Source organism: uncultured Imperialibacter sp. (genome assembly GCF_963974565.1).
In the GTDB taxonomy this organism is placed as follows: domain Bacteria; phylum Bacteroidota; class Bacteroidia; order Cytophagales; family Cyclobacteriaceae; genus Imperialibacter; species Imperialibacter roseus.
In genome coordinates, this window is sequence record NZ_CAXBCJ010000003.1 from 164654 (window position 1) to 188658 (window position 24005).

Consider the following 24005-nt stretch of genomic DNA (forward strand, 5'->3'; position numbering starts at 1 on the left):
CCAATAAATAGCAATCGTTCATCGAAAAGTTCACCCCATTCATCTGATTATTGATTTTCCTTCTCTAATAATTAATACTTTCGATAAGACAAGAAGGAGTTAGACCTCCATCTAATTTTAAACTTCATTAATTAAGTTTAACTAATTAGAGGAATAATAATAATTTGCACAACCATTGGAAATATAGTCAGTCTGTCGCATTTGGTTTTTGTTTCTCGGTTTTCTTTCAAATATGTTTTAACGAAGTAGAAACAATTACTTGCATCGACTGTTTATAAACCACCTCGCCTTATTATGAGAATTGCTATCGTCATCAATTCGTCCTGGAACGTATTCAACTTTCGAAAGAACCTTATTCACGCTCTTTTGGAGAGGGGAGATGAAGTGATAGCTATTGCGCCAGAGGATGAGTACTCTAAAAAATTGGTGGCAATGGGCTGCGAGTTTTATCCGGTTCCCATGAACACTACGGGAGTAAATCCGATACGTGACCTGCTGCTTCTGTTTCGACTTATCAGAATATACAAAAAAGTGAAGGCAGATGTTTTTCTTCACTATACTATTAAGCCAGGTATTTACGGCACGCTCGCTGCCAAACTTGCTGGTAGTGCCGCTGTTATTAATAACGTGAGCGGCTTAGGAACTGTCTTTATTCAAGACAACTGGGTTTTATCTGTGGCGGTGCAGCTTTACAAGCACTCGTTCAAGTTTGCCGATCACATTTTTTTTCAGAACCCTGACGACAAAAAGCTCTTCATATCCTTGGTGAATCCTGAAGGCCCTTCTACAAGCGTTATTCCTGGTTCGGGTATCGACCACCACAGGTTTTTTCCAAAATTCAATACAAATGGGCATTTCACTTTTCTGATGGTGGCGAGAATTCTGGTGGAGAAGGGAGTGAAAGAATATGTGGAAGCAGCCAGAATTTTGAAAGGAAAAGGCCTTAATGTAAAGTTTCTCCTGCTTGGGCAAATTGAGAAAAAGCATTTGAGAGCAATATCTGCCGCTACGGTTCAGCAGTGGCATGACGAAAAGGTCATTGAATATGTGGGAGTTACCGATAAGGTTGAGGACTGGATTGCCAGAGCCCATGTGGTCGTACTTCCATCTTACAGAGAAGGGCTGCCCAAAACCTTGCTGGAGGGTGCCGCTATGAGCAGGCCCCTGATAGCGTCAGACGTCCCCGGGTGCAACGCAGTAGTACATGATGGTGTTACGGGACTGCTTTGCAAGGAGCGAGACGTTAACAGCCTTGCTGATGCCATGCAGCGAATGATGTTCTTCACCGACAAAGAAAGAAGCGCAATGGGCGAAAACGCCAGACAGCATGTTATCACACACTTTGACGACAGCTTCGTTGTTGACGAGTACTTAGAAAAAATTGACTCCTATACTTCCGCTGAGACACCAAAAACTCATCAATTAAAAGAAGTATTTGGTTGAGAATCTTTACTTTTCCGCATTAATTGACCTCCAGGGTTAACTTTTCTACTTTATCGAAGCATGGTATGAAGAACTGTGGAAGAACAGTTGTTTTTTTTGCATTACTTATATTGAGTTCCTGCAAGCTCTACAAGCAGGATATCATGTTCAAGATGGACGAGGAGTTCACCGAATCAGACCTCAAGCAGGCAGTTTCTTTGGCAGAGAAGAATTATCAGATAAAGAAAGACGACTATCTGAGGTTAGATGTGTTCACCAACGGAGGCGAAAGAATTGTTGATCCAAATTTTGAGCTTCGCCAGGGCATGACGAATCAGAACATGCAAAATACCCGTCAGTTCGTTTATTTGGTCAGGCAGGATGGTCTGGTGAAACTACCCATGGTTGGAGATGTCGATATCCTCGGCATGACTATATACGAAGCAGAACAAAAACTTCAGGCACTTTATAGTGAGCACTATATAGACCCTTATGTTGTATTGCGTTACGAAAACAGGAGGGTGATTGTGCTTGGCGCCAACGGCGGACAGGTGATTCCGCTGGTCAATGAAAATACTTCACTCATTGAGGTGATTGCTTTGTCGGGAGGAATTAATCAGGGGGCTAAAAGTCAGACTGTACGGCTAATTAGGGGGAACCTGAACAACCCAGAGGTATACATGATCGATTTGTCAACCGTTAGTGGAATGCGATCATCTATTGTGAGGCTGGAGCCAGGCGACATCGTCTATATTGACCCGTGGAGGCGGGTGTGGATAGAGTCTCTCAGAGACGTATCCCCAATTTTAAGTCTGATCACTGGGGTAATAACTTTGGCTTTGGTAGTAAAAAGCATCAATCTTAACTAAAGTGAGCAATTGACAGAAAGCAGCAACACAAGCGGATCAGGTTTAGGTTCTGACGTGAATGAATCAGAAGCGTTCAACGACCTTGACGTCGAAAAGCTACTTCAGGTAGTAAGGAGTAGTATTTTGTATGTGGCGGCCATTTTTGCTGTCGCTGGAACCGCTTCATACGCTTTTCTCAGATACACCAAGCCCGTATACGAATCCGAGTCGCAACTGAAACTCAATATTCAGAATGAAGCAGTGATTTTGGGGGTGCAAAATCCCCTGGAGAACTCTGGCGTGAACTCGCTATCAGGTGAGATCGAACTTCTTAAATCAAACCTGTTTTTCAGTCGGGTGGTTGAGGCGATTAATTACAATGTGTCTTACCACTACTATGGGAATATCCTTACTGAGGAGCGATACCGGAACAGCCCATTTGTGGTTAGTTATAAGTTGCATAACGCTGGTTTTTTCGATAGGCCTATCGATATCGAAATTATTTCGGAAAACGAATTTGAACTATCCTTTCCACCAGCTGAGCAGTCAGGTACCTCCCGGCATAAATTTGGCGAAACCATCAGCACCGCTGACTACAACCTTCTGATTGAGAAGACTGAGAATTTCGCCGATGACAACGGTATTGGCAAATATTACTTTACGATTAACAGCGAGTCGGCCCTGATAAATTTTTTCCAGTCAAACGTTACGGTTCAGCCACTCAACTTTAGTGCAAAAACGATAAAGATCTCTTTGAGAGACTTCAATAAGTATAAAGCAAGGGATTTTGTGACCGCTATTGACACCCTTTATCTCAAATACACAACGGAAGAAAAAAACCAGGCTATTGAGCAAAAGCTTTCATTCCTGAATGAGCAACTGGGAATTACCGAAAGGAAGATAGAAGAGTACGAGGACTATTTTGAAAACTTTACCATTGAGAACCGAACCACCAATATTCAGACGGACTTAGGTCGAACAATCGTGCTGTTACAGTCGCTCGACTCACAGCGATACGACCTTCAAAACAAGCTGACCAATATTCAGATGGCACAGGAGCAAATGGACAGGAATGAGCCATTGCTGCTAGCTAACTACAGCTCCAGGTCTTTACCAGAGTTCATATCCAGTTCTTTGACAGAATATAACAAGTTGTTCGGCGAGCGGGAATTGTTACTGGGTTCTTACAGTGAGAATACCTATGCCGTCTCTCGCATGACTCAGCGGCTGGCAACTTTGAAGAAAAATGTAACGAGTATCACAGAGGAGTACAGAGAAAACCTTGTGAAGGCGCTCAGGGAGTTGGACGTTAGAAAGGCCAACCTCGAACGTAACTTCGTCGAATTACCTTCGATGGGTACCGAGTTTAACAAAACAAGAAGGTTTTACAATCTTCAGGAGGAGTTCTATTTCTCCTTAATAAAAAGCAAGGCCGAGCTGGAAATCGCCAAAGCGGGAACGGTTCAGGATTTCGACATTCTGTCGCCCGCATCTTTGCCAGTGGATCCGGTGCATCCGAAACAGCTGCTCATTTATGGTGTTGGTGCCGTTAGCGGCCTTTTGTTGAGCCTTCTCTTTATTGGCTTGAGGTACCTGTTGGACAATAAGATATCTCATCAAAGAGAGCTTGAGCGCCTGGTTAGCGTGCCAGTTCTTGGTTCCATTCCGGTGTACAAGAGAGAGAAGTTGCTGACTACAAGGCTGTTGGTACATAAAGTTCCTCAGTCGGTATTAAGCGAGTCGCTACGCAGTATCAGGACAAACATGGACTTTTTACTCAATGGTGGAGACCAGCGGGTAATTGCTGTGACTTCTACCATTAGCGGTGAAGGCAAAACGTTTGTAGCAGTAAATCTGGGTGGTATTTTGGCTAAAACAGGACAGAAGGTGCTTGTGGTGGATCTTGATATGCGAAAGCCCAAGATACATTTGGCGTTTGGCAGAGAGAAAGATGACAAGGGGATGTCTACTGTCCTTATCGGGCGGGACAAATTTGAGGATTGTGTGCAGACGACAGAGATTGAGGGACTTCAATACTTAGGCGCTGGCCCTATTCCTCCAAATCCCTCTGAGTTGATGCTTGGGGAGAGGTTTGACAATTTTATCAGACAAGCATCGAAAACGTATGACGTGGTAATTCTTGATACACCTCCTGTTGGCTTGGTGACAGACGGCGTGATTGTAATGAAGAAAGCGGATTTAACCCTGTATGTAGTAAGGGCTGACTATTCCAGGAAGGTTTTCTTAAAAACGCTACAGAAGCTGATCAAAATGAACAAGTTCAACAACATTTCTGTCATTCTGAACTCAGTAAAAATTCTGAATAAGAAAGGCTATGGCTATGGTTACGGCTATGGCTACGGTTACGGCTATTACGACGAGGATCATAAGGAAAAAAGTTAAGTGATTCGTCAATTGACTGACTATCAATAAATAATAGGTCAATACTTCAATTTGGCATTCAAGCAAAATCATTGCGAATTTTTTCGAAAACCAATCTTTCTATTAGAACGGATTTAATTATTGCACTTTTTTTTGAGAGGAATTTAAATAATTGCCTATCTTTCATAAACCCTCTGCGACATAATGAGCAAAGAAGTTTTTCACTTAGAAAGATTGTTTTCGGGGATTCAATACCCTAGTTTTTTTGTTCCTACCTTTGTCACACTATTAATCATCACATTTAATGGCGGAAGATTTTCGTAAGAAAGAGCTTAAAGAGCTGGTAGAGAAATTTGAGGACTTTGTGAAAGGGAGAGTCAGCCATTATTTTGAGGAAGACGACTTCGAGAATATCATCGACTATTACCTTGACAAGCTGAAGTTCAGCAAAGCATTAAAAGCAGTCAATGTGGCTTTTGATCAATTTCCATTTTCAGTGGAATTAATGCTGCGAAAAGCAACTATCCTCACATCGCTTGAGGAATATGACGAGGCACTCAAATTACTGGAAACTGCTGAAAATCTACAGCCTGGAGATTCTGAGATCATTCTGCTGAAGGGTAATATATTGTCTCTCAATGGAAATTATGATGAAGCCATTGATGCGTTGAACAACGCACTGGAGTGGATAGAAGATAAGGACGAAGTTTTTTATAATATCGGCCTCGCTTTTCAGGGTAAAGGAGACTATAAGCAGGCGGCTGATAATTACAAGTTAGCCATAGAGTTCAATATCAATCATGAAAATGCGCTGTACGAACTGGCTTATTGCCTGGATGTAGCAGGTGAGCTTGAGAGCAGCCTTGATTATTATAGGCAATTCATTGACAGAGATCCGTTTTCGGAGTATGCCTGGTATAACCTCGGCATCGTATACAACAAGCTTGGAAGGCACGTAGAGGCTATCGATGCGTATGAGTACGCAGCCGCCATCGACGATAGTTTTAGCTCTGCCTACTTTAATATGGGCAATGCTTACCTTAACATAGAGGAGTACGACAAAGCGCTAAAGGCGTTTCAAACTACCGAAGAGTTAGAGGGGCCGAGCTCCGAAACCTATTGCTATATTGGAGCCGCCTATGAAAAATTGGGTGAATTAGATGAAGCGCTGTCTTTTTACAGACGAGCGGCCAAGCTTGACGACATGTATGACGAAGCATACTTTGGCATTGCTTCATGTTTGAAGGCTCAGGAAAGGTGGTTTGAATCCATTCATTTCTATAATAAAGCACTCAAACTCAACGCTGAAAACCCCGATTACTGGTTAGCAGTTGCCGAAGCGGAATACAAAGTTGGCAATATTGTGTCCAGTATGGACGCTTTTGAAGAGGCAACCATATTAGATCCCAAAAATCCCATGGCCTGGCTTGGTTGGTCGCACATTTATTTTGAGCAGGGCCAATATGAAAAAGCTGTCGACACTGTTTCTTCCGGCATGGACGAATGCCCCGAGGAGTCCGATTTATATTACAGGGCTACAGTGTATTTAATAACTGCGGGACGATTCAAAGAGGCCTTTGCAATTTTGGAAAATGCCTTAACTTTGAATTTTGAAAATCACGTCGTCCTCTTTGAGTTTTTTCCAAAACTTGAGACTCAGAAGGCACTATACAAAATCATTGAGCGCTATAAGTCTAATAATAAAGATAAATAAGAATTGCCTTTTATCGAAGGGTGTTTGAAAGCCATGCCTGGAGTGTACTGGCTTTTTTTGTTGGGAAATTTAGGAAATTGAAATGTTAGAAAACTATGCATTAAGTAAGGTTCCGGAGAGAACCAAGAAGCCACGGCAGACAGGTTTTACCATGGTGATGGATAAGGGGAGCAGCCTTAGAGAAGCAGCGGATTTGATAGAAACATGTGGTGAGTATGTAGATATTATTAAGCTTGGCTGGGCTACTTCATATGTGTTCCCAAAGCTGAAAGAGAAAATTGACCTCTATCAGTCGGCGGGCATCCCAGTCTATCTTGGAGGTACTTTGTTTGAAGCCTTTGTAATCAGAGATCAGTTTGAGGACTACAGGAAGGTTTTGGACAAATACGGATTGAAGTATGCAGAGGTGTCGGACGGCTCCATTACCCTCGATCATGACAGAAAATGCGAATACATTAGGCAGTTGTCTGGTCAGGTGACGGTATTGTCAGAAGTCGGATCAAAGGATGCTGCCAAGATTATCCCACCCTACAAATGGATTGAGCAGATGCAAACGGAGCTGGACGCCGGCGCCTGGAAAGTGATTGGAGAGGCCAGAGAAGGAGGAAACGTTGGTCTGTTCAGAGACTCCGGAGAAGTTCGCCAGGGACTGGTAGAGGAAATTTTGACCAAAATTCCGTTCGAGCGGATTATCTGGGAGGCACCGCAAAAGACACAGCAAGTTTGGTTCATCAAATTGCTGGGGGCCAATGTGAACCTGGGAAATATTGCCCCACAAGAGGTAATTCCTTTAGAAACGATAAGACTGGGCTTGAGAGGTGATACATTTGACCACTTCCTGTCTCAGTTCTAACTAACTATTATTGGGAGGTCATTTCTGTTTGAAGAAATGGCCTCTTTTTTCAATACCCTGGACATCATTTTAATGCCGAGAAAGTTAACTGACTATTTTTTGCTCTTTTTGAAGGGCCTGGCTATGGGAAGTGCCGACGTGATTCCGGGAGTCTCCGGTGGAACAATAGCCTTCATTACAGGAATTTATGAAGAGCTGCTAGACGCTATCAAAGCATTTGACCTGACTGCGCTTAAGCTGCTTTCAAGCTTCAAAATCAAGGAGCTTTGGAAGCACATTAATGGCAATTTTCTTGTCGCCCTGCTTGCTGGCATAGGACTGAGCATTATCATCTTTGCGCAGGTGATTACGCACTTGTTGGAGCTGTATCCGATCTATGTTTGGTCTTTTTTCTTCGGTCTTATCATCATTTCCTCCATTACCATTGCCAGGCAAATCAAAAGGTGGTCTCCGGGTGTTATATTTGCCTTTATAGCAGGTTTAGTTTCTGCATACATCATTGTTTCGTCCACACCTGCCACAACCCCAACATCGTGGTGGTTCATTATCCTGAGCGGGATGGTTGCCATAACAGCCATGATACTTCCGGGTATTTCGGGCAGTTTCATTTTGCTGATCATGGGCAAATATGAATATGTTTTAAGAGCGCTCAAGGAGCTAAATTATCTTGTTATAGCACTTTTTGCAGCTGGCTGTGTCATTGGGCTTTTATCCTTTTCCCGAGCCATTTCGTGGTTTCTGAAAAAATACCACAACATGGCCATTGGTTTATTGTCGGGGTTTATGGTCGGATCGCTATACAAAATATGGCCCTGGAAACGAGTGGCGCAATTTAGGCTGAACAGCGCCGGCGAACAGGTGCCATTTATCGAAAACAATGTTTGGCCACATTATTATCATAAGCTTACCGGGCAAGATCCTCAAATTCTTTTCGCTCTGCTTTTTATTGCACTTGGCTTTGGCGTTGTGGTGATTATTGAAAAAATTGCACACACAACCGTCAAGTACAAAAACAAGTAATGCCGAGGCTGTTTGGACTAATCGGGTTTCCACTGACCCACTCTTTTTCAAGAAAATATTTTTCGGAGAAGTTCCTGAGAGAAGGGATCAGCGATGCTTCCTATGAGCTGTATGAGATGGAAACCGCCGCCAGCTTTCCAGCTTTGTTTGCCGAGAATCCCAATCTGGTAGGGATAAACGTCACCATCCCTCATAAAAAGGCAGTCATTCCTTTGCTGAACAAGCTTGACCAGAGTGCTTCAAGAGTTGGGGCGGTCAATGTGATAAGAAAAGAGCGGGACGGACAGCTAACAGGATTTAACTCAGACTATATAGGTTTTTTGCGGTCGTTGCAGAGCTGGGCCGGTGATGCAATAGTTGGAGCAAAAGCCCTGGTGCTTGGCACAGGTGGAGCGGCTTCTGCAGTAAGGGTGGCACTGGAGGACTTGAAGATTGAATACCTTCAGGTGTCTAGGTCTGCTGGGAATGGAGTTATTACCTACGGAGATTTGAAAAATGATCCCACGATTCTTGAATCGAGGAAATTGATTATCAACACAACACCATTGGGCACGTACCCGGATACCGGAAAATGCCCGGAGATTGATTTCGAGAGAATTGGTTCCGGCCACTTATTCTACGACCTCGTCTACAATCCAGCCGAGACACTTTTTATGAAGAAAGGGCAGGAGCATGGCGCCAAAGTAAAAAACGGATACGACATGCTGGTGTTGCAAGCCGAGAGAGCCTGGGAAATCTGGAATCAAAAGTGATGAATATTTCGTTTATTCGTTGACCAACAAATTTCTACTCTTTGGACTTCGAACTAACATCTGAATACCAACCCACCGGGGACCAGCCAAAGGCAATTGCAGAGCTTGTAAAAGGTCTCAATGCCAACGAACCCGCCCAAACGCTGCTGGGAGTGACAGGCTCCGGCAAAACCTTCACAGTGGCCAACGTCATCAAGGAAGTGAACAGGCCAGCCCTTGTCCTCAGTCATAATAAGACGCTGGCAGCACAGCTTTTTGGAGAATTGAAGCAGTTCTTTCCTAACAATGCTGTTGAGTACTTCATTTCCTACTACGACTACTACCAGCCGGAAGCGTTTATTCCAACCACAGGACTTTACATAGAGAAGGATCTTTCTATCAACGAAGAAATTGAAAAGCTGAGGCTAAGTGCCACTTCGGCGCTGCTTAGCGGAAGGCGGGACGTGATAGTGGTTGCTTCAGTCTCCTGCATATACGGTATAGGCAATCCGGATGAGTTTGGCAAAAATGTTATTCGGTTAGAGGAAGGGCAGCAGATCACCCGAAATCAACTGCTTTTCAGCTTTGTGGATATTTTGTACAGCAGAACGGAGGTAGAGTTTAAGCGGGGTAACTTTAGGGTGAAGGGGGACACGGTTGATATTTTTGTTGCGTATGCCGACTTTGCCTACCGCATTATTTTCTGGGGAGACGAAATTGAATCCATTCAGCGGATCGATCCACAGTCAGGTAAAAAGCTCAGCGACGAGAAAATAATAACAATATTTCCTGCCAATCTTTTTGTCACCGGGAAAGATGTGATCCAGCAGGCCATCATCGAAATTCAGGACGATATGATGGCTCAGGTCAACTATTTTGAAAGTGAGCGGCGGTTTCTCGAAGCAAAACGGTTGAAAGAGCGAACAGAGTTTGATCTTGAAATGATAAGAGAGCTCGGCTATTGCTCGGGCGTGGAGAACTATAGCCGCTATTTCGACAGGAGGCAGTCGGGCCAAAGACCTTTCTGTCTGCTTGACTATTTCCCTGAAGATTTTGTGATGGTAATTGACGAAAGCCATGTGACTGTGCCGCAGATCAGGGCTATGTGGGGAGGCGACAGGTCGAGAAAGGTGAACCTGGTGGACTACGGTTTCCGGCTTCCATCGGCACTGGACAACAGGCCGTTGACATTCAATGAATTTGAAGGAATGCTGAGCCAGGTAATATTTGTTAGTGCCACGCCGGCAGAGTATGAGCTCAGAAAGTCAGAGGGTGTGGTCGTGGAACAGATCATCAGGCCAACCGGTCTTTTGGATCCGGAGATTGACGTCAGGCCGAGTATCAATCAGATAGACGATCTGTTGGAAGAGATTGATGAGCGGGTGAAAAAGGAAGAAAGGGTGCTGGTGACTACGCTTACTAAAAGAATGGCGGAGGAGCTTCAGAAGTACCTTGAGAGAGCTGGCGTGAAGTCACGCTATATCCACTCAGAGGTGAATGCACTTGACAGGGTAGAAATTCTCAGAGAGCTAAGGCTAGGTGTTTTCGATGTCCTTGTAGGTGTCAACCTTTTGCGTGAGGGCCTCGATTTACCGGAAGTTTCGCTGGTCGCTATTTTGGATGCCGACAAAGAGGGCTTTCTTAGAAACCAGCGATCGTTGGTTCAGACAATTGGTCGGGCGGCCAGAAATGAAAGCGGAAAGGTGATTATGTACGCCGATAAAATCACTGACTCCATGCGGGAGGCCATTGATGAGACCTATCGGAGGAGGGACATCCAAATTGCTTACAACAAAGAGCACGGCATTACCCCCCGATCTGTTAAAAAGAATATCGGCTCAATTATGGGTCAAACTAAAGTGGCTGACTCCAAAAAGGACGGAAGGAAGTACTACGTTGAAAATGAGGAGCCAAGTATTGCCGCCGACCCGATTGTTCAATACATGCCAAAGCCTGAGCTCGAAAAGCTGATCAAGCAAACACAAAAAGCCATGGAAAAAGCGGCCAAGGAGCTGGATTTTATTGACGCAGCGAGGTTGAGGGATGAGCTAGCTGATTTAAAAAAGTTGTTTGAAAAATGATCGTATGCAATGCAATAGGATGGATTAGCTGAGTTTGTTTGGTGGCAGTGCAATTAAAAAGAGATAAATGATGTTCTGTTAATGTAGACAGAAATAGATTCCTCCCTACCGTCGATAAAATTGCATCGAATGTTTCAGGTTTTAATCGTACCTTTGTCCTCTTAATTATCGAAGCACAGTAGGTAACTTGTGCTTTTAAATAACAAGAACCCTAATGAGTGCACCTAAATTTTCATCTCAGGGAAATTCGTTTTATGGCGAACTGAGGTCAAGAATAAACGAATACTTTCAAGAGGCAGGAAAGCCGTCGACTGGTAACTATAAGCTATACTTCAAGGCCGTTGTTCTGGTATTGAGCTGGGTGGGTTTCTATATCCATTTAGTCTTTTTTACTCCGGGCACGTGGTTGGCACTCACAGAATCTGTAATAATGGGAGGTTTAACGGCCGCCATCGGATTTAATGTGATGCATGATGGTTCGCATGGAAGTTTTAGCCGCAAAGAGTGGGTGAATAAGCTCGCAGGTCTATCGCTCAATTTTCTTGGAGCTAATGTGTTTATGTGGAATACCAAGCACAACGTTATTCATCACACCTACACCAATATTGATGAAATTGACGATGATATTGATGCCAGGCCGTTCCTGAGACTTTGCTCTACGCAGCGTCACCGAAAAATTCATCGCTACCAGCATATCTATGGTTGGTTTGCTTATTCGTTGCTTTACCTGTATTGGGTATTCTTTACAGACTACAAGAAGTACTTTACCCAGAAAGTAGGCTCTATGCCGCTAATGAAGATGAAGCCCAAGGATCATATCAGCTTTTGGGGTTTCAAAGTGATTCATGCGGTGGTTTACATGGCGTTGCCAATCTATATGGTAGGTTTCCTGCCATGGCTAACAGGCTTCCTGGTAATGGGCTTATTCGCTGGATTGGTGCTTACGCTCGTATTCCAATTGGCACACACAGTGGAACACACTCATTTCCCCGTTCCGAATGAATTGAACAAGCTTGAAGACGAGTGGGCGATTCATCAGATAAAGACAACGGCCAACTTTGCCACTAAAAATAAGCTGATCACATGGTGGGTTGGTGGCTTGAACTACCAGATTGAGCACCATCTGTTCCCCAAAATATCTCATATTCATTATCCTGCCATAAGCAAAATCATCAAGAAAGTGTGTGAGGAGAATGGTATCGTGTATATTGAATACCCCCGCATGCGGATCGCCCTGGGCTCCCATGCAGCCTATTTAAAGGCCATGGGTCAGGCATAAAAGAAAGCCCTTCTCCATGGAGAAGGGCTTTTTTGATTAAACCTTCGGCAAAGTCCATCCATTATTGTATTTCGCTTTCATCAGAGCGTTGGCTTCGGCATCGTTCTTGAATTGCCCGCTTGCCGCATCCCAGAAAACTTTCCTCCCGGTTTTGTAAGCGATATTGCCCATTTGCGCATTAATGGCCGCAATGCTGCCTGTTTCAATGCCGCACTTGAGTTTGGATGAATCATTTGCCTTGATGGCATCAACAAAATTTCTGGTATGGAGATCAAGCGCATTTCCCTGCGGGCGCTGATCTGGCACATCGTCCATTTTCCAGGCAGTCATTCCGTCTTTCTGTTGTGTTTCGGGGATGATCTCCCAGCCACCTCTGTTGACTACCAGCGTGCCGTTGTTGCCAATAAAAGCGATGCCTTCCGTCTTGCCGTAGTTGCCGCCGTCAATTCCCGTGGCGTGCTCCCACAGCATATTGAACCCGTCGTATTCAAATACCGTTTGCAGTGTGTCTGGCGTTTCTGAGGCGTCATCCGGGTAGGCAAACTTGCCACCTGAGGCCATCACTGATTTGGGTGCCTTCACACCCATGGCATAAAGAGCAATATCAATTTCATGTACACCCCAGTCGGTCATCAAACCGCCGGCGTAGTCCCAAAACCAGCGGAAGTTGAAGTGGAAGCGGTTGGCGTTAAAGGGACGCTTCGGAGCAGGCCCAAGCCACATGTCGTAGTTGACACCAGCAGGCACTGCTGTGTCTGGCAAAACAGGCACCGGCTTCATCCACCCCTGATAAGCCCATACCTTCACCAGTCTGATTTGTCCCAGCTTGCCAGAGCGAACCACATCGAGCGCCTGCTCGTAATGCGGACCGCTGCGCTGCCACTGGCCAACCTGTACGATTTTGCCATATTTTTTCGCAGCAGCTACCATGAGGTTACACTCTTCCATGGTATTGGCGATTGGCTTCTCCACATACACATGCTTTCCGGCCTGCACAGCATCGACCATGGTTTTGCAGTGCCAGTGATCTGGCGTGCCGATGATAACAACATCAATGTCTTTGTTTTCCAGCATTTTGCGGTAGTCGCCATACTGGGCGGGTTTTTTACCCCTCATTTTCTCCACGTCAGCGGAGCGTCTGTCAAGCACGCTTTGGTCAACGTCGCATAGAGCGACGCAGTCGACCTCGTCCATGTTGAGGTGTGAGCGCATGTCGCTCCAGCCCATGCCGTTGCAGCCGATCACACCATAGCGCAGCTTGTCGGCTGCTGCGACCGGCTTCCGTACGCCGGCGAATGACGAAAAAGGCATTTGGCTAAGTGCCAGCCCGCCCGCAGCGGCCATGCCGGTCTTTTGTATAAATGTTCTTCTGGATGTTGAACTCATAATAGTAGGTATGTTTTGAATCGTTTATTTCTCAATATCCTAATTCGATACCTAAAAAGGAAGGGCTAATTGCGTGGTCAGGCATATGGGTTGTTCGATGGGCAATAAAAAAGCCCCTCCGTTGCTGGAAGGGCTCTGATATTTAGTAGCAACTGGCTAATTATTTTGCCGCTGCAAAGCGCTTGGCAACTGCATCCCAATCTACCACATTGTAGAAAGCTGCTACGTAGTCAGGTCTTCTGTTTTGATAGTTCAGGTAGTAAGCATGCTCCCAAACGTCAAGACCAAGAATAGGTGTGCCACTGCAACCTGCGTCAGGCATCAATGGATTGTCCTGATTGGCAGTAGAGCATATTTCAAGCTTGCCGCCTTTCACACAAAGCCATGCCCAGCCTGAGCCGAACCTGGTAGCTGCAGCCGCAGAAAATTTTTCTTTGAAGCCGTCGAATGAACCGAAGGCAGCGTTGATAGCATCAGCCAAAGCACCTGAAGGCTGGCCGCCTTTGCCAGGGCCCATAACTGTCCAGAAAAGAGAGTGGTTCCAGTGACCGCCGCCGTTGTTGCGCACAGCTGGCACGTTAGAGTGGCTTTTCAGCAATTCTTCGAGCGACTTGCCAGCCATTTCAGTGCCTTCGATGGCTTTATTCAAGTTCGTCACGTAGGCATTGTGGTGCTTTCCGTGGTGTATTTCCATGGTGCGGGCGTCGATGTGCGGCTCCAGCGCATTGGTTGCATATGGTAATGCTGGTAATTCGAATGCCATAATTATTGATTTGTTTTATGGTTGAACATTTATCTTACTGAACAGTAAATCTACTAAGAACTGCCCAAATAAATAACGCCAAAAGGTGGGTATAGTTCCTTGATGTAATAGATATGTACATGGAAGTATCGATGAGTTTATTCCTTCTCCCTCAACCTCTTGAAAAAAGTGTTAATCAGTTGTCGGCATTCCTGTTCCATAATTCCCGATGACACCTTTGTTTTCGGATGCAGCACATTTTCCGTCAGCAGTGAGTAACCTCGCTGTAAATCGGATGCCCCGTAAACAACTCTGCCTATCTGCGTCCAGTGGAGGGCACCTGCACACATCACACAAGGTTCAAGCGTAACGTACAGTGTGCAATCGTTCAGGTATTTGGAACTGAGGTAGTTTTCTGCAGCCGTAATCGCCAGCATTTCTGCATGGGCAGTTACGTCAGTAAGCTTTTCTGTGTGGTTGTAGCCTTTGGCAATGACTTTGTTCTGACAAACAATAACGGCGCCGACCGGAATTTCATCTTCCTCCAGCGCTCTTTCAGCTTCACGCAGAGCGACTTTCATGAAATGATCGTCGCTGAAAACCGTTAGCCCGCTCACTTGAAGTTCTTTTTGATGGATACGCTTTGCATGATCTGTGGTGCCAAATCCTTCCATTTTCTCATATGCTGGTAAGGCGATGAAAGCGTGAACACGAGCGTTTGGTTGTTGACAATGGTGTACTGGATATAGCTGTAAGTACGGAGGGCTGATTCGTTGGTAATGGCGTCTTCCTCAGGTTTAACTATTGCAACAAACTCAAATACGGCAAAATCCCGGCCGTTGATAGTTTCGATGGCGTCTTTGGTGAAACTCACCTCATCGTAAAGAGAAGAAATGTTGGCTTTATAAAAATCCTTCAGAATGTTTAAGTCACCCTGGGCCCATTGGTTGTTTCCTTTGTTGATCCCGAAATCGACAGTCACACCATAGTCGGTGTGCAGGGCCATCGGTCTGCGGGTGTACACATACTTACTATTGATCTCCTGCTCGTTCATCGGACGAAAGTCGGAAGGAAGGCTCACGGTGATGTAGTCAGTTACTTTGGTGGGGCTTAGTTGGGCAAGGGCAGAAAAGCCCAAGGCGACCAAAAGAATGGTAATAAGAAATTTCACAACTGATTTGGTTTTGTTTGTAAATTTAGTGGCTTCAAGGTGACTTGGAAACTTAAGCAGAGCATATTTCACCTTACATGATATATTGAGATGAAATAAGAACCAATTCATTGTAAAGCTCGTCGAAACTTTCAGTTTTGAATTGTTCAGTCAGCTCAGCAGCACCATTGAGACCTCCAACATAGTACCTATTAAACCATGGCAAAATACTGATGATTCCGTCAATCAACCCCACATTTTTAGCTACAAATATGTAGGCAGCCCCTATGCCTGCGATCAGGACAAACGAATTGACTCCTTCTCTCAAGTGGTGGGCGTAAGTATGCCCTAAACCGGGCAACAATCCACTAAGCACAATGGCTTTGAGCTTGGTTTTTCTCTCAACCTTAGCAGTTTTTTTCCAAATTTTGTCAAGATTTTCCTGACTTAGTGGTACCGAGTTTCCTGCTGCATGAAAATATCTTTTTGCGTCCTCAAATTCTCTTTCTTCGTAGGCGATTAGCCCAAATAGTATTTGTTTCGAAACCTGGCCCTCTTCCGTGGCGACTTCCATTCCAAATAGCGCAGTTTTTGCTTCCATTAGTTTACCAGCTTTCATTAATGACACCACGTGATAAACGTAAAATTCATGGTTGTTCGTAACGTTAAAAGACAACAGAAAGAATTCGGCAGCTTCGTCCCACTTTTGAAGGTAAAAATCGCAAGCAGCCAGCGACGGAATGGTGATTGAGTCGTAGGCCGAGCTTTTATCAAAGAAAATAACTCGTCTGTAAAGCTCTGACGCCTCCTGGAATTCCTGCCTGTCGAAGTAGTGACCGGCAAGGGTTAGCGCTTCGGGTATTGCTTGCGAGCATCCTGCCCTAGTAAATGCCGTAATAAATATCCAGAAGGCTATTAACGTGAGTGCGGTACTTTTCTTTCTTGTTTGCATTATATTTTTTTGCTGATTTTGCCGATCCATATATATTACCAAGGTAGAAGCCTGTGGCAAGGCCGCCAAATGCCCAGCCGATCGGACTTTTTACACCGCTTTTCGCAAACCCTCTATAGGACTGCCATGCTGCCGTTGAGAAGAGAAGCATAGAGAAAAGGCCGTCTTTCCAATGTCCTACGTATATCTTACCTGTGCCAGGCACAATTGCCGAAAATGCGCCGGCGATGAATGGGCTCTTCATTTTTTCGTTTTCAAAATTTACAGAAAGCTCAAACAAGGGCTTCATAGGATATGACGCCGTGCTGTCAACACTATTTGGGACTACCTGATCCCAACGGTCTTCAAGCGCATAGCTGACTAATTTTAAAAACCTTTTGTCGTCCGATTCCAGCTTATTGTTATCTACCAACACCGCACGTGCCTCTTCATGTTGCGACAGATGAATATGGCTGTAAAATTTGCTGACTGATATCGTTTTGTCCGGGGAGCCAAATTGGTGAATGAAGCCGTCGATTTGTTTTAAAGAAGACTTATAATCACCAGAGAACTGAGTTGCTCTTACCAATTTCCACCACGCCGAAGTGTCGGCTGGTTGGAAAAATACCGCCCGCTCAAATTCTCGTTGTGCCTCCGGATAGCGCTTTGCTGAAAAGAGGTAATCAGCATATTCCTTGCTGTGTTGATAGTCGAAAAGATCCTGGGCGAAAGACTGTTGCGCCACTACCAATAATATGAAAAACGAAAAAATGCTTCTAAAATTCACCTACGTCGTCTATTAGTCTCTTTTTGTGAAAATCCCTTTTGTATAAGTTAGGGCTGAGTGAATTACATCGGGTGTATCTGTCGAAGAAGGCAACGCCACCTTTTATAGGGCCGAATTTTTCAACCGCTCTAATTGCATATTCGGAGCATGAAGGGGAGAAAGAACATGTGCTACCATCTTGTGAGCTGATAAATGTCTTGTACACATAGAACAATCCTGTATAGGCCATTTCCAACTCATCATCTGCTTTTTTGAAGTAGTGGTCAAAATGCTTTTTCTCTGTATTGACAGGCTCCTTTAACAATGCTTGGTTAAGATTAATTGACTTTACCTGTGCGAATGAGGGGAGCGACACGAAGAGAAAAACAGTCATAGTAATCAGCTTCATCTGAATAGTCATCAATTTTGATGTTTTTATGTTCAGTCATTTTTTTTAATTCTCCATCGCCCAAACTAACTATTTCGAAAATTTTAGTAGGAATCCGATATCTTCCAAAAGTTTCATAATTTTTAAAAAACTGGCGTATTAGAACTTCATTCTCACCGCTATAAAAGATTACACCATCCACCAGATTGCGAATTTGCGTAATCACAATATGCCCTGCTCCCAGATCCGGATGTGCCCACTTTGTGACAATTTTGTCCTCAATCCTCTCCGTGTCTATAAGGGAATAACCATATTCATCGAGACCAAAATTTGACGCCTTGTTCGACAATATGAGATGGTATATGGAAAAGTTGACCGTAAAAGATGAGCCCGGTAGTCTTTTGACATCCTCCCCTTTCACTAAGTAAGCAACCGTGTCCTTGTACAATAATATTTGTTCCTGGGGAAAGGTGTGGTGGTGGGTAAGGGTTTTCTGGTTGATGTCGTAAAAGACCCTGCCCATCACAAGTGATTGTTTGCCAGAAGGAAGAACCTCTTTGATCGAATAGTCAGCTTCTATTCTGGTATTGATGGACTGCCCTTTGGTGCCAAAAAATGGCAAGGTGGCAAGGACGAACAGTAAAAGTTGTTTTTTGCTCATAATAAAAAAGGGCAATCATTTTCAGATTGCCCGAACTTTAGACTTTTACATTTTTCTGGTTTAGTTGGTATAGTTACGATAAACCAGAGGATAAGTGATGGCATTGAGCACAACTCCTGCGGCGAAGCCAATCCAGAAAGATACTTTTTGATCAGAAGTCTTATTTTTGTTGGTGATCACAACGAAAAACCCGATTGGGCAGCATAGAAAACCCCATAACGCAGAGCCCCAATCAAAATTGCTCCAGTCAAACCTTTGAGTGGCATTGACTGAATAAGATACATCCAAAGCATCTGTGTAATTTCCTTCAACGTCGAAAATTTTAAGAGCCTCATAGTCTTTGATGTCTTCGGTTTTGATGGTTGACTCAAGTTTGTCCAAAAGGGTAAAAGACTGCTCGAAAGATTCCTGATCAAAAGCAATGTCTGCCGCTTGAACTTCAAACGTTTTCTTTTCGGGACTTGCTACAGCAATTTGACCAACTAACAGAAAAAAAGACAAAGAGAGTGCGGTTACTCGTAATAGTTTTTTTTGCATATGAAGAATAGGTTAAAGAGTGATAACTACCGTAAAGAAACAATTTATTTAAAAATTGCAGAAGGGTTCGGTGGGAATTTTGTTGTGAATTTTTGCCAAGTGCTTACTCACATAACTTTATCGCCAACTAATGCCGTATTGAATTGTCAAAGTTGAAAAATATTTGACCAAAGTATTGCTAACTTTGCCTCCCAAAATTCAAAACGACTAGCAATGCTTCGAACTCACACTTGTGGCGAATTAAGACTTGAACACGTAGGAACTACCGTGACACTTTGCGGGTGGGTGCAACGCCTCCGGGACAAAGGCGGCATGGCCTGGATCGACCTGAGGGATCGCTATGGCCTGACACAGCTCATGTTTGATGAAGGATCAACTGCTGCCGACATTCAGAAAATGGCACAGGGTGTGGGTCGTGAGTTTGTGCTGAAAGCTACCGGCGAAGTAATAGAAAGGGTGTCGAAAAACCCTAAAATGCCGACTGGCGACATAGAAATCAGAGTGACTGCGATGGAGGTGTTAAATCCCGCCAAAGTACCTCCGTTTATTATAGAGGACGAAACCGACGGTGGCGATGAACTTCGCATGAAGTACCGCTACCTGGACCTGCGTAGAAACTCTGTAAGAAGCAACCTTGAGCTTCGTCACAGGATGATGCAGTACACCCGCCGCTACCTTGATGGCAACAAGTTTATCGAAGTGGAAACGCCAGTACTCATCAAGTCGACCCCGGAAGGTGCCCGTGACTTTGTGGTACCCTCCCGTATGAACCCGGGGGAGTTTTACGCCTTGCCGCAGAGCCCCCAGACTTTCAAGCAGCTGCTGATGGTGTCTGGCTTCGACCGTTACTTCCAGATCGTGAAATGCTTCCGTGACGAAGACCTCCGGGCAGACCGCCAGCCTGAGTTTACCCAGATCGACTGCGAGATGTCGTTTGTTGGGCAGGAAGATATTCTCAACATATTCGAAGGGCTGGTGAAGTCGCTTTTCAAAGAAGAAAAAGGACTGGAATTTGGCGCCTTTCCTCGCATGAGCTACGATGAGGCGATGGCTAAGTATGGCAGCGATAAGCCAGATATTCGCTTTGGTATGGAGTTCGTGGAGCTGAATGCGCTTACCCAGGGCAAAGGCTTCCAGGTGTTCGATGCCGCTGAGTTGGTGGTGGGCATTTGTGCCAAAGGTTGTGCGGAATACACCCGCAAGGAGTTGGATGGATTGACCGATTTTGTCAGACGACCACAAGTTGGGGCTAAAGGCATGGTCTATCTCAAATGCAATACCGATGGCACTTTCAAATCTTCGGTAGACAAGTTTTACTCCGAGGATCAGCTGAAGGAATGGGCCGCAGCGTGCGGTGCCGAAGCTGGTGACCTGATATTAGTATTGGCCGGTGACAAGAACCAGACCCGCAAGGCCATGAATGAGCTGAGGCTGGAGATGGGCAACAAGCTCGGCCTGAGAAAAAGAGACGATTTCAAACCTCTTTGGGTACTCGACTTTCCCTTGCTTGAGTGGGACGAGGACACAAAACGCTTCCATGCCATGCACCACCCGTTCACGGCACCGAAGAAAGAAGATATGAAGCTGCTGGAAACCGATCCGGGTGCTATCCGGGCCAACGCCTACGACATGGTGATCAATGGCGTTGAAGTGGGCGGTGGCTCTATCCGTATCCACGATAGGCCTACGCAGCAGTTGATGTTCAAAACGCTAGGCTTTACAGACGAAGAAGCTAAGAAGCAGTTCGGGTTCCTGATGGAAGCTTTTGAATATGGCGCACCTCCGCATGGTGGTATTGCCTTCGGCTTCGACAGGCTTTGTTCACTGTTTGGTGGCGTGGATTCCATCCGTGACTTTATTGCATTCCCTAAAAACAACTCGGGCAGGGACGTGATGATTGATTCGCCTTCTACCATCTCTGCTGAGCAGCTGAAGGAGCTGAATATTTCTGTTGGCAAGGTGTAAGATGAAGGGTTCTTACCTTCAGTTTCTACTGGTTCTGTTGGTACCATGGAGTGGGCTAAGTCAGACCGTGGAAAAGGTGGATTCGCTTGCCAGAAAAAAAGGGAAGGTCATTGCGGCCCCCATTTTGGGTTATTCGCCTGAGTCAAGGTTCTTTGGCGGGTTTATGGGCATGTGGATTTTGCCGAAAAAGGGGGTAGACACAAGCAGCTTCAAGCGACCCAGCACACTGGCTCCGATATTTATTTACACTGCCAACAAGCAAGTGATCAGCTCGCTGCGATCAGAGCAATATTTTAAGAATGCTACCTACCTGAGCAATACCCTGAGGGTGCGTAACTACCCGGACTTTTTTTTCGGCGTTGGAAATGACACACACCCGGATGACCTGGAAATGTTTCTGGATCAGTTTGGCCAGCTGAACGGTCGGTGGATGAAGATCAGGGACGAAAAATACTTTTTTGGATTGTCGTACGACTTCAGGTATGACAAGCTTAGCGACTTCAAAGATGGGGCAGTGCTGGAGACTGGAGAGGTGTCGGGCACCGAGGGTGGTTGGACTAGCGGGCTAGGGCCAATATTTATCTTCGATACAAGAGATAACGTCCTCTACCCTTCAAAAGGTTGGTACGTCACCAGCAACCTCCACTACTTTAGTAAAGTAGTGGGTAGCAACTATTCCTTTGCACAGTTGAACATTGATTCAAGGTACTTTCGGGAAGTGATCTCGCCAAAACATGTTTTGGGGCTGCAGCTTGTGATTAACTCCGTGGCCGGTAACAATATCCCGTTTTACAGGCTTCCGCAGTTAGGCGGAAACGACAGGCTGAGGGGAATCAAGAATGAAAACCTGTACCGTGACAAAGTCTCTTGGTATTTTCAGGTAGAGGGACGAAGAACGCTTTTTTGGAGGCTGGGAGGGGTACTTTTTGCAGGTGTTGGAAATGTTTCTCCGGGCATAGTTTCGGCTTTTCAAACCCCGGTGAAGGCTGTGGTTGGCGCTGGCGGGCGATTCAGGCCGATAAAGGATCAAAAGCTCAACCTCAGACTCGATTTCGGCGTGGCAACTGATGGTTTCTATGCTGTTTATCTCAACGTTGCCGAGGCATTTTGACCGTCTAATTGCTTAAATTATCCTCAAAATCTCTGTTATGCTAAAGTATATCCTAGGTGGGCTCGGCCTGATCGCTGTCGGGTTAGCTTGGTTCTTCTGGCCAGTGATGGCAAACAACATGGAATCTTACACAATTAACGACATCAAGGAGAAAGGCTTCATTATCGTGGGGCATCGTGGCGCAGCTGGCCATGCTCCTGAAAACACGATGGCATCGTTTCGCAAAGCCATTGAGTTGGGTGCTGATGTGATTGAGCTGGACGTTCACAGGAGCAAAGACGGGCATCTCATAGTCATGCACGATGCCACAGTGGACAGGACCACCAATGGCTCAGGCGCTATTTCAGCCATGACTTTTGATGAGATTCGTGCGTTGGACGCAGGCAGCTGGTTTGGCGAAGCATTCAAGGGTGAGTTGGTACCCTCACTGGCGGAAGTCATTGTAGGCATCAACGGCGAAGTGAAAGTATTGATAGAAATCAAATGGCCAAAAGAAGGGCTTTACGATGGACTTGGAAAGCAGGTGGCCGAGGAGGTGCACAAGTATGGAGCCGAAGAGTGGTGCATTATTCAGTCGTTTGACTCAAAATATTTGGAGGAGGCTCATGCCAGTGGCTACAACATACCTTTGCAAAAGCTGCTGGTCAGCCAGACGTCGCTTTTCTTTGTCCCGTTTCATAAGGACAATAAGTTCAGACTAGGACGAGCCTCCGTTGCACATGTGGAATCGATGAACTACTACCATAAAATGATCAATGCGTCGCTTGTTGAACGGCATCACGAAGAAGGCTTGACAGTTATTCCTTACACTGTGAACACAACTGACGAAATGATAAAAGTACTTGGCATGGGCGTAGACGGGGTGATTACGAATTACCCTGATGTTGCGTTGGCCCTGAGAAACGAATTAAAGTAGCGCCTGCAGGTTGGTGAGCTCCACCTCTGAGGCGATGTACCCAAAGGCTGACCAGCTTTCGCCGGCGACCACTTTCTCCAGAATGTCCCTGCCCTTTTCGATGTTGCCGTTGAGAAGGTACCAGTTGGCCACTCCATAGCCCTGTGTGGCGAGTTGAACCCCATCTTCTTCGTCAGCATTAAGAACATCTTCTGGTTTTAAAAGACCTTTGTACATAAGAAGGCGCTTGTGATAGGAGTCGTTCTCTATGATCTTCATTTTTGGTTTGATCGCCTCAAGCACTTTGTCAGCCGCTTGCAGATTCCCCAACTTCCTGTAAGTAATGTACATCCAGTCAGAGGTAGCCACCAGCAGGTCATCGTTGGTGGAAAACTCCATACATTTTTTGTAAGCTGAAATAGCCTTATCGTAGTTGCCTTTCAAATAGTAGGCAAGTCCAAGATGATACCAAACATTGAACTGAGTACTTGACAGTGGTATGTTAAGCTTATTCGGTATCCCATCTTTTTCGATCATGGTTTCTTCCCCACGCATATAAAAAGCCGCCTTCTCCAAATCCCTGATGGCATCTTCAAACTGCCTGATGGAAATATACCGGTGGCCCCTGTGGCGATAGATCCTGTACGAATCGGGAAATTCTCTTAACCCCTCGGTGTATACTTGTATGGCCTCTTTGTACATCGACATGTAAGCAAGCCTTCGTCCATACCAAATGATGAAGTCCAGGCTGTCAGGATACGCATCGAAATTTGCCTTAGCCTTTGCCAGGTTTGTTTCGAGGGTTGTCCTTTGCTTCTCAGAAAGCTCTGGTCTTTTAAGTTTTTTGCCCAAAAGAGACACAGCTTCGTAAGGTTCTTCATCACTTTCTGCAGAAGTTTGAACTGTCTCTGTGGTCTCCTCACTTTTTTCCTCATTGCTGGGCTCAGTTGGGATACAGCTATTTAACAGAACCAACAAGAGTGCAAAAGTGAATGCTGTTGAAAGAGGAAGCTTTTCAAAAAGTGGTTTTAGTAAAAAGGATTGATCGGGGATGTTCATTCAATAATAACTATGATATCGGGCGATGCTTCAAATAATTTTCATAATACTAAAAAATCTTGAAAAAAGATAATTTCAAAAAAA

22 protein-coding genes are annotated in these 24005 nt (G+C 45.1%); 12 read left to right on the plus strand and 10 right to left on the minus strand.

Going from position 1 to position 24005, the window contains the following annotated elements; all coding sequences use genetic code 11:
• Positions 1-294 precede the first annotated feature (294 nt).
• The 9 genes from AAC052_RS05715 (at position 295) to AAC052_RS05755 (ending at position 12330) form a co-directional block, all read left to right on the plus strand.
• Positions 295-1443, plus strand: coding sequence for a glycosyltransferase family 4 protein (locus tag AAC052_RS05715; RefSeq protein WP_317488514.1), 1149 nt, complete (start codon positions 295-297; stop codon positions 1441-1443).
• Positions 1444-1508: 65 nt separating this feature from the next.
• Positions 1509-2291 (plus strand): polysaccharide biosynthesis/export family protein, encoded by a 783-nt coding sequence (locus AAC052_RS05720; RefSeq protein WP_339811627.1) that lies wholly within the window; start codon positions 1509-1511, stop codon positions 2289-2291.
• Between the two features lie 9 nt (positions 2292-2300).
• A complete protein-coding gene (locus tag AAC052_RS05725) occupies positions 2301-4673 on the plus strand; it encodes a polysaccharide biosynthesis tyrosine autokinase (protein ID WP_339811629.1) in 2373 nt (790 codons plus the stop codon).
• Between the two features lie 283 nt (positions 4674-4956).
• Positions 4957-6366, plus strand: coding sequence for a tetratricopeptide repeat protein (locus AAC052_RS05730; RefSeq protein WP_317488511.1), 1410 nt, complete (start codon positions 4957-4959; stop codon positions 6364-6366).
• An 82-nt stretch (positions 6367-6448) separates the two neighbouring features.
• Positions 6449-7219 carry a phosphosulfolactate synthase gene (locus tag AAC052_RS05735; protein ID WP_317488510.1) on the plus strand — a complete coding sequence of 257 codons (771 nt, stop codon included), beginning with the start codon at positions 6449-6451 and terminating at the stop codon, positions 7217-7219.
• A gap of 72 nt (positions 7220-7291) precedes the next feature.
• The gene (locus AAC052_RS05740) at positions 7292-8239 is read left to right on the plus strand and encodes a DUF368 domain-containing protein (protein WP_317488509.1); all 948 of its coding nucleotides are present in this window, start codon (positions 7292-7294) and stop codon (positions 8237-8239) included.
• The gene (locus tag AAC052_RS05745) at positions 8239-8991 is read left to right on the plus strand and encodes a shikimate dehydrogenase (RefSeq protein ID WP_339811633.1); all 753 of its coding nucleotides are present in this window, start codon (positions 8239-8241) and stop codon (positions 8989-8991) included. The genes AAC052_RS05740 and AAC052_RS05745 overlap by 1 nt, the downstream gene beginning before the upstream one ends.
• Positions 8992-9032: 41 nt before the next feature.
• Entirely contained in the window at positions 9033-11051 is a 2019-nt protein-coding gene (gene uvrB, locus AAC052_RS05750; RefSeq protein ID WP_317488507.1) for an excinuclease ABC subunit UvrB, read from the plus strand.
• 214 nt (positions 11052-11265) lie between these two features.
• The gene (locus AAC052_RS05755; RefSeq protein WP_317488506.1) at positions 11266-12330 is read left to right on the plus strand and encodes an acyl-CoA desaturase; all 1065 of its coding nucleotides are present in this window, start codon (positions 11266-11268) and stop codon (positions 12328-12330) included.
• Positions 12331-12366: 36 nt separating this feature from the next.
• On the opposite strand, the gene AAC052_RS05760 is transcribed toward AAC052_RS05755, so the two are convergent.
• The 9 genes from AAC052_RS05760 to AAC052_RS05800 form a co-directional block, all read right to left on the minus strand.
• Positions 12367-13716 carry a Gfo/Idh/MocA family oxidoreductase gene (locus tag AAC052_RS05760; protein WP_317488505.1) on the minus strand — a complete coding sequence of 450 codons (1350 nt, stop codon included), beginning with the start codon at positions 13714-13716 and terminating at the stop codon, positions 12367-12369.
• Positions 13717-13876: 160 nt separating this feature from the next.
• Positions 13877-14479, minus strand: a complete 603-nt coding sequence (locus AAC052_RS05765) for a superoxide dismutase (protein WP_151998119.1) — start codon at positions 14477-14479, stop codon at positions 13877-13879.
• A gap of 137 nt (positions 14480-14616) precedes the next feature.
• On the minus strand, positions 14617-15075 hold the full coding sequence (locus AAC052_RS05770) for a nucleoside deaminase (RefSeq protein WP_339811635.1): 459 nt from the start codon (positions 15073-15075) through the stop codon (positions 14617-14619).
• On the minus strand, positions 15072-15629 hold the full coding sequence (locus tag AAC052_RS05775; RefSeq protein WP_339811637.1) for a hypothetical protein: 558 nt from the start codon (positions 15627-15629) through the stop codon (positions 15072-15074). The genes AAC052_RS05770 and AAC052_RS05775 overlap by 4 nt, the downstream gene beginning before the upstream one ends.
• A gap of 73 nt (positions 15630-15702) precedes the next feature.
• On the minus strand, positions 15703-16560 hold the full coding sequence (locus AAC052_RS05780) for a hypothetical protein (protein WP_339811638.1): 858 nt from the start codon (positions 16558-16560) through the stop codon (positions 15703-15705).
• Positions 16490-17326 carry a hypothetical protein gene (locus AAC052_RS05785; RefSeq protein WP_339811641.1) on the minus strand — a complete coding sequence of 279 codons (837 nt, stop codon included), beginning with the start codon at positions 17324-17326 and terminating at the stop codon, positions 16490-16492. Before AAC052_RS05785 ends, AAC052_RS05780 begins: the two co-directional genes overlap by 71 nt.
• Entirely contained in the window at positions 17316-17726 is a 411-nt protein-coding gene (gene yidD / locus AAC052_RS05790) for a membrane protein insertion efficiency factor YidD (protein ID WP_339811643.1), read from the minus strand. Before yidD ends, AAC052_RS05785 begins: the two co-directional genes overlap by 11 nt.
• Positions 17644-18354, minus strand: a complete 711-nt coding sequence (locus AAC052_RS05795; protein WP_339811645.1) for a hypothetical protein — start codon at positions 18352-18354, stop codon at positions 17644-17646. The genes yidD and AAC052_RS05795 overlap by 83 nt, the downstream gene beginning before the upstream one ends.
• A gap of 60 nt (positions 18355-18414) precedes the next feature.
• The gene (locus AAC052_RS05800) at positions 18415-18891 is read right to left on the minus strand and encodes a hypothetical protein (RefSeq protein ID WP_339811646.1); all 477 of its coding nucleotides are present in this window, start codon (positions 18889-18891) and stop codon (positions 18415-18417) included.
• Positions 18892-19104: 213 nt separating this feature from the next.
• Here AAC052_RS05800 and aspS point away from each other — a divergent pair, with 213 nt between their 5' ends.
• From aspS to AAC052_RS05815, 3 genes are read left to right on the plus strand one after another with little or no spacing between them, the layout of a single operon-like run.
• Complete coding sequence (aspS, locus tag AAC052_RS05805; RefSeq protein ID WP_339811648.1) at positions 19105-20856, plus strand: aspartate--tRNA ligase; 1752 nt, start codon at positions 19105-19107, stop codon at positions 20854-20856.
• A gap of 1 nt (position 20857) precedes the next feature.
• Entirely contained in the window at positions 20858-21967 is a 1110-nt protein-coding gene (locus tag AAC052_RS05810) for a BamA/TamA family outer membrane protein (protein ID WP_339811650.1), read from the plus strand.
• 37 nt (positions 21968-22004) lie between these two features.
• Entirely contained in the window at positions 22005-22883 is an 879-nt protein-coding gene (locus AAC052_RS05815) for a glycerophosphodiester phosphodiesterase family protein (protein ID WP_317488499.1), read from the plus strand.
• Here AAC052_RS05815 and AAC052_RS05820 read toward each other — a convergent pair.
• Entirely contained in the window at positions 22875-23921 is a 1047-nt protein-coding gene (locus tag AAC052_RS05820) for a tetratricopeptide repeat protein (RefSeq protein ID WP_317488498.1), read from the minus strand. The two genes, AAC052_RS05815 and AAC052_RS05820, sit on opposite strands and share 9 nt — an antisense overlap.
• Between the last annotated feature and the right edge of the window lie 84 nt (positions 23922-24005).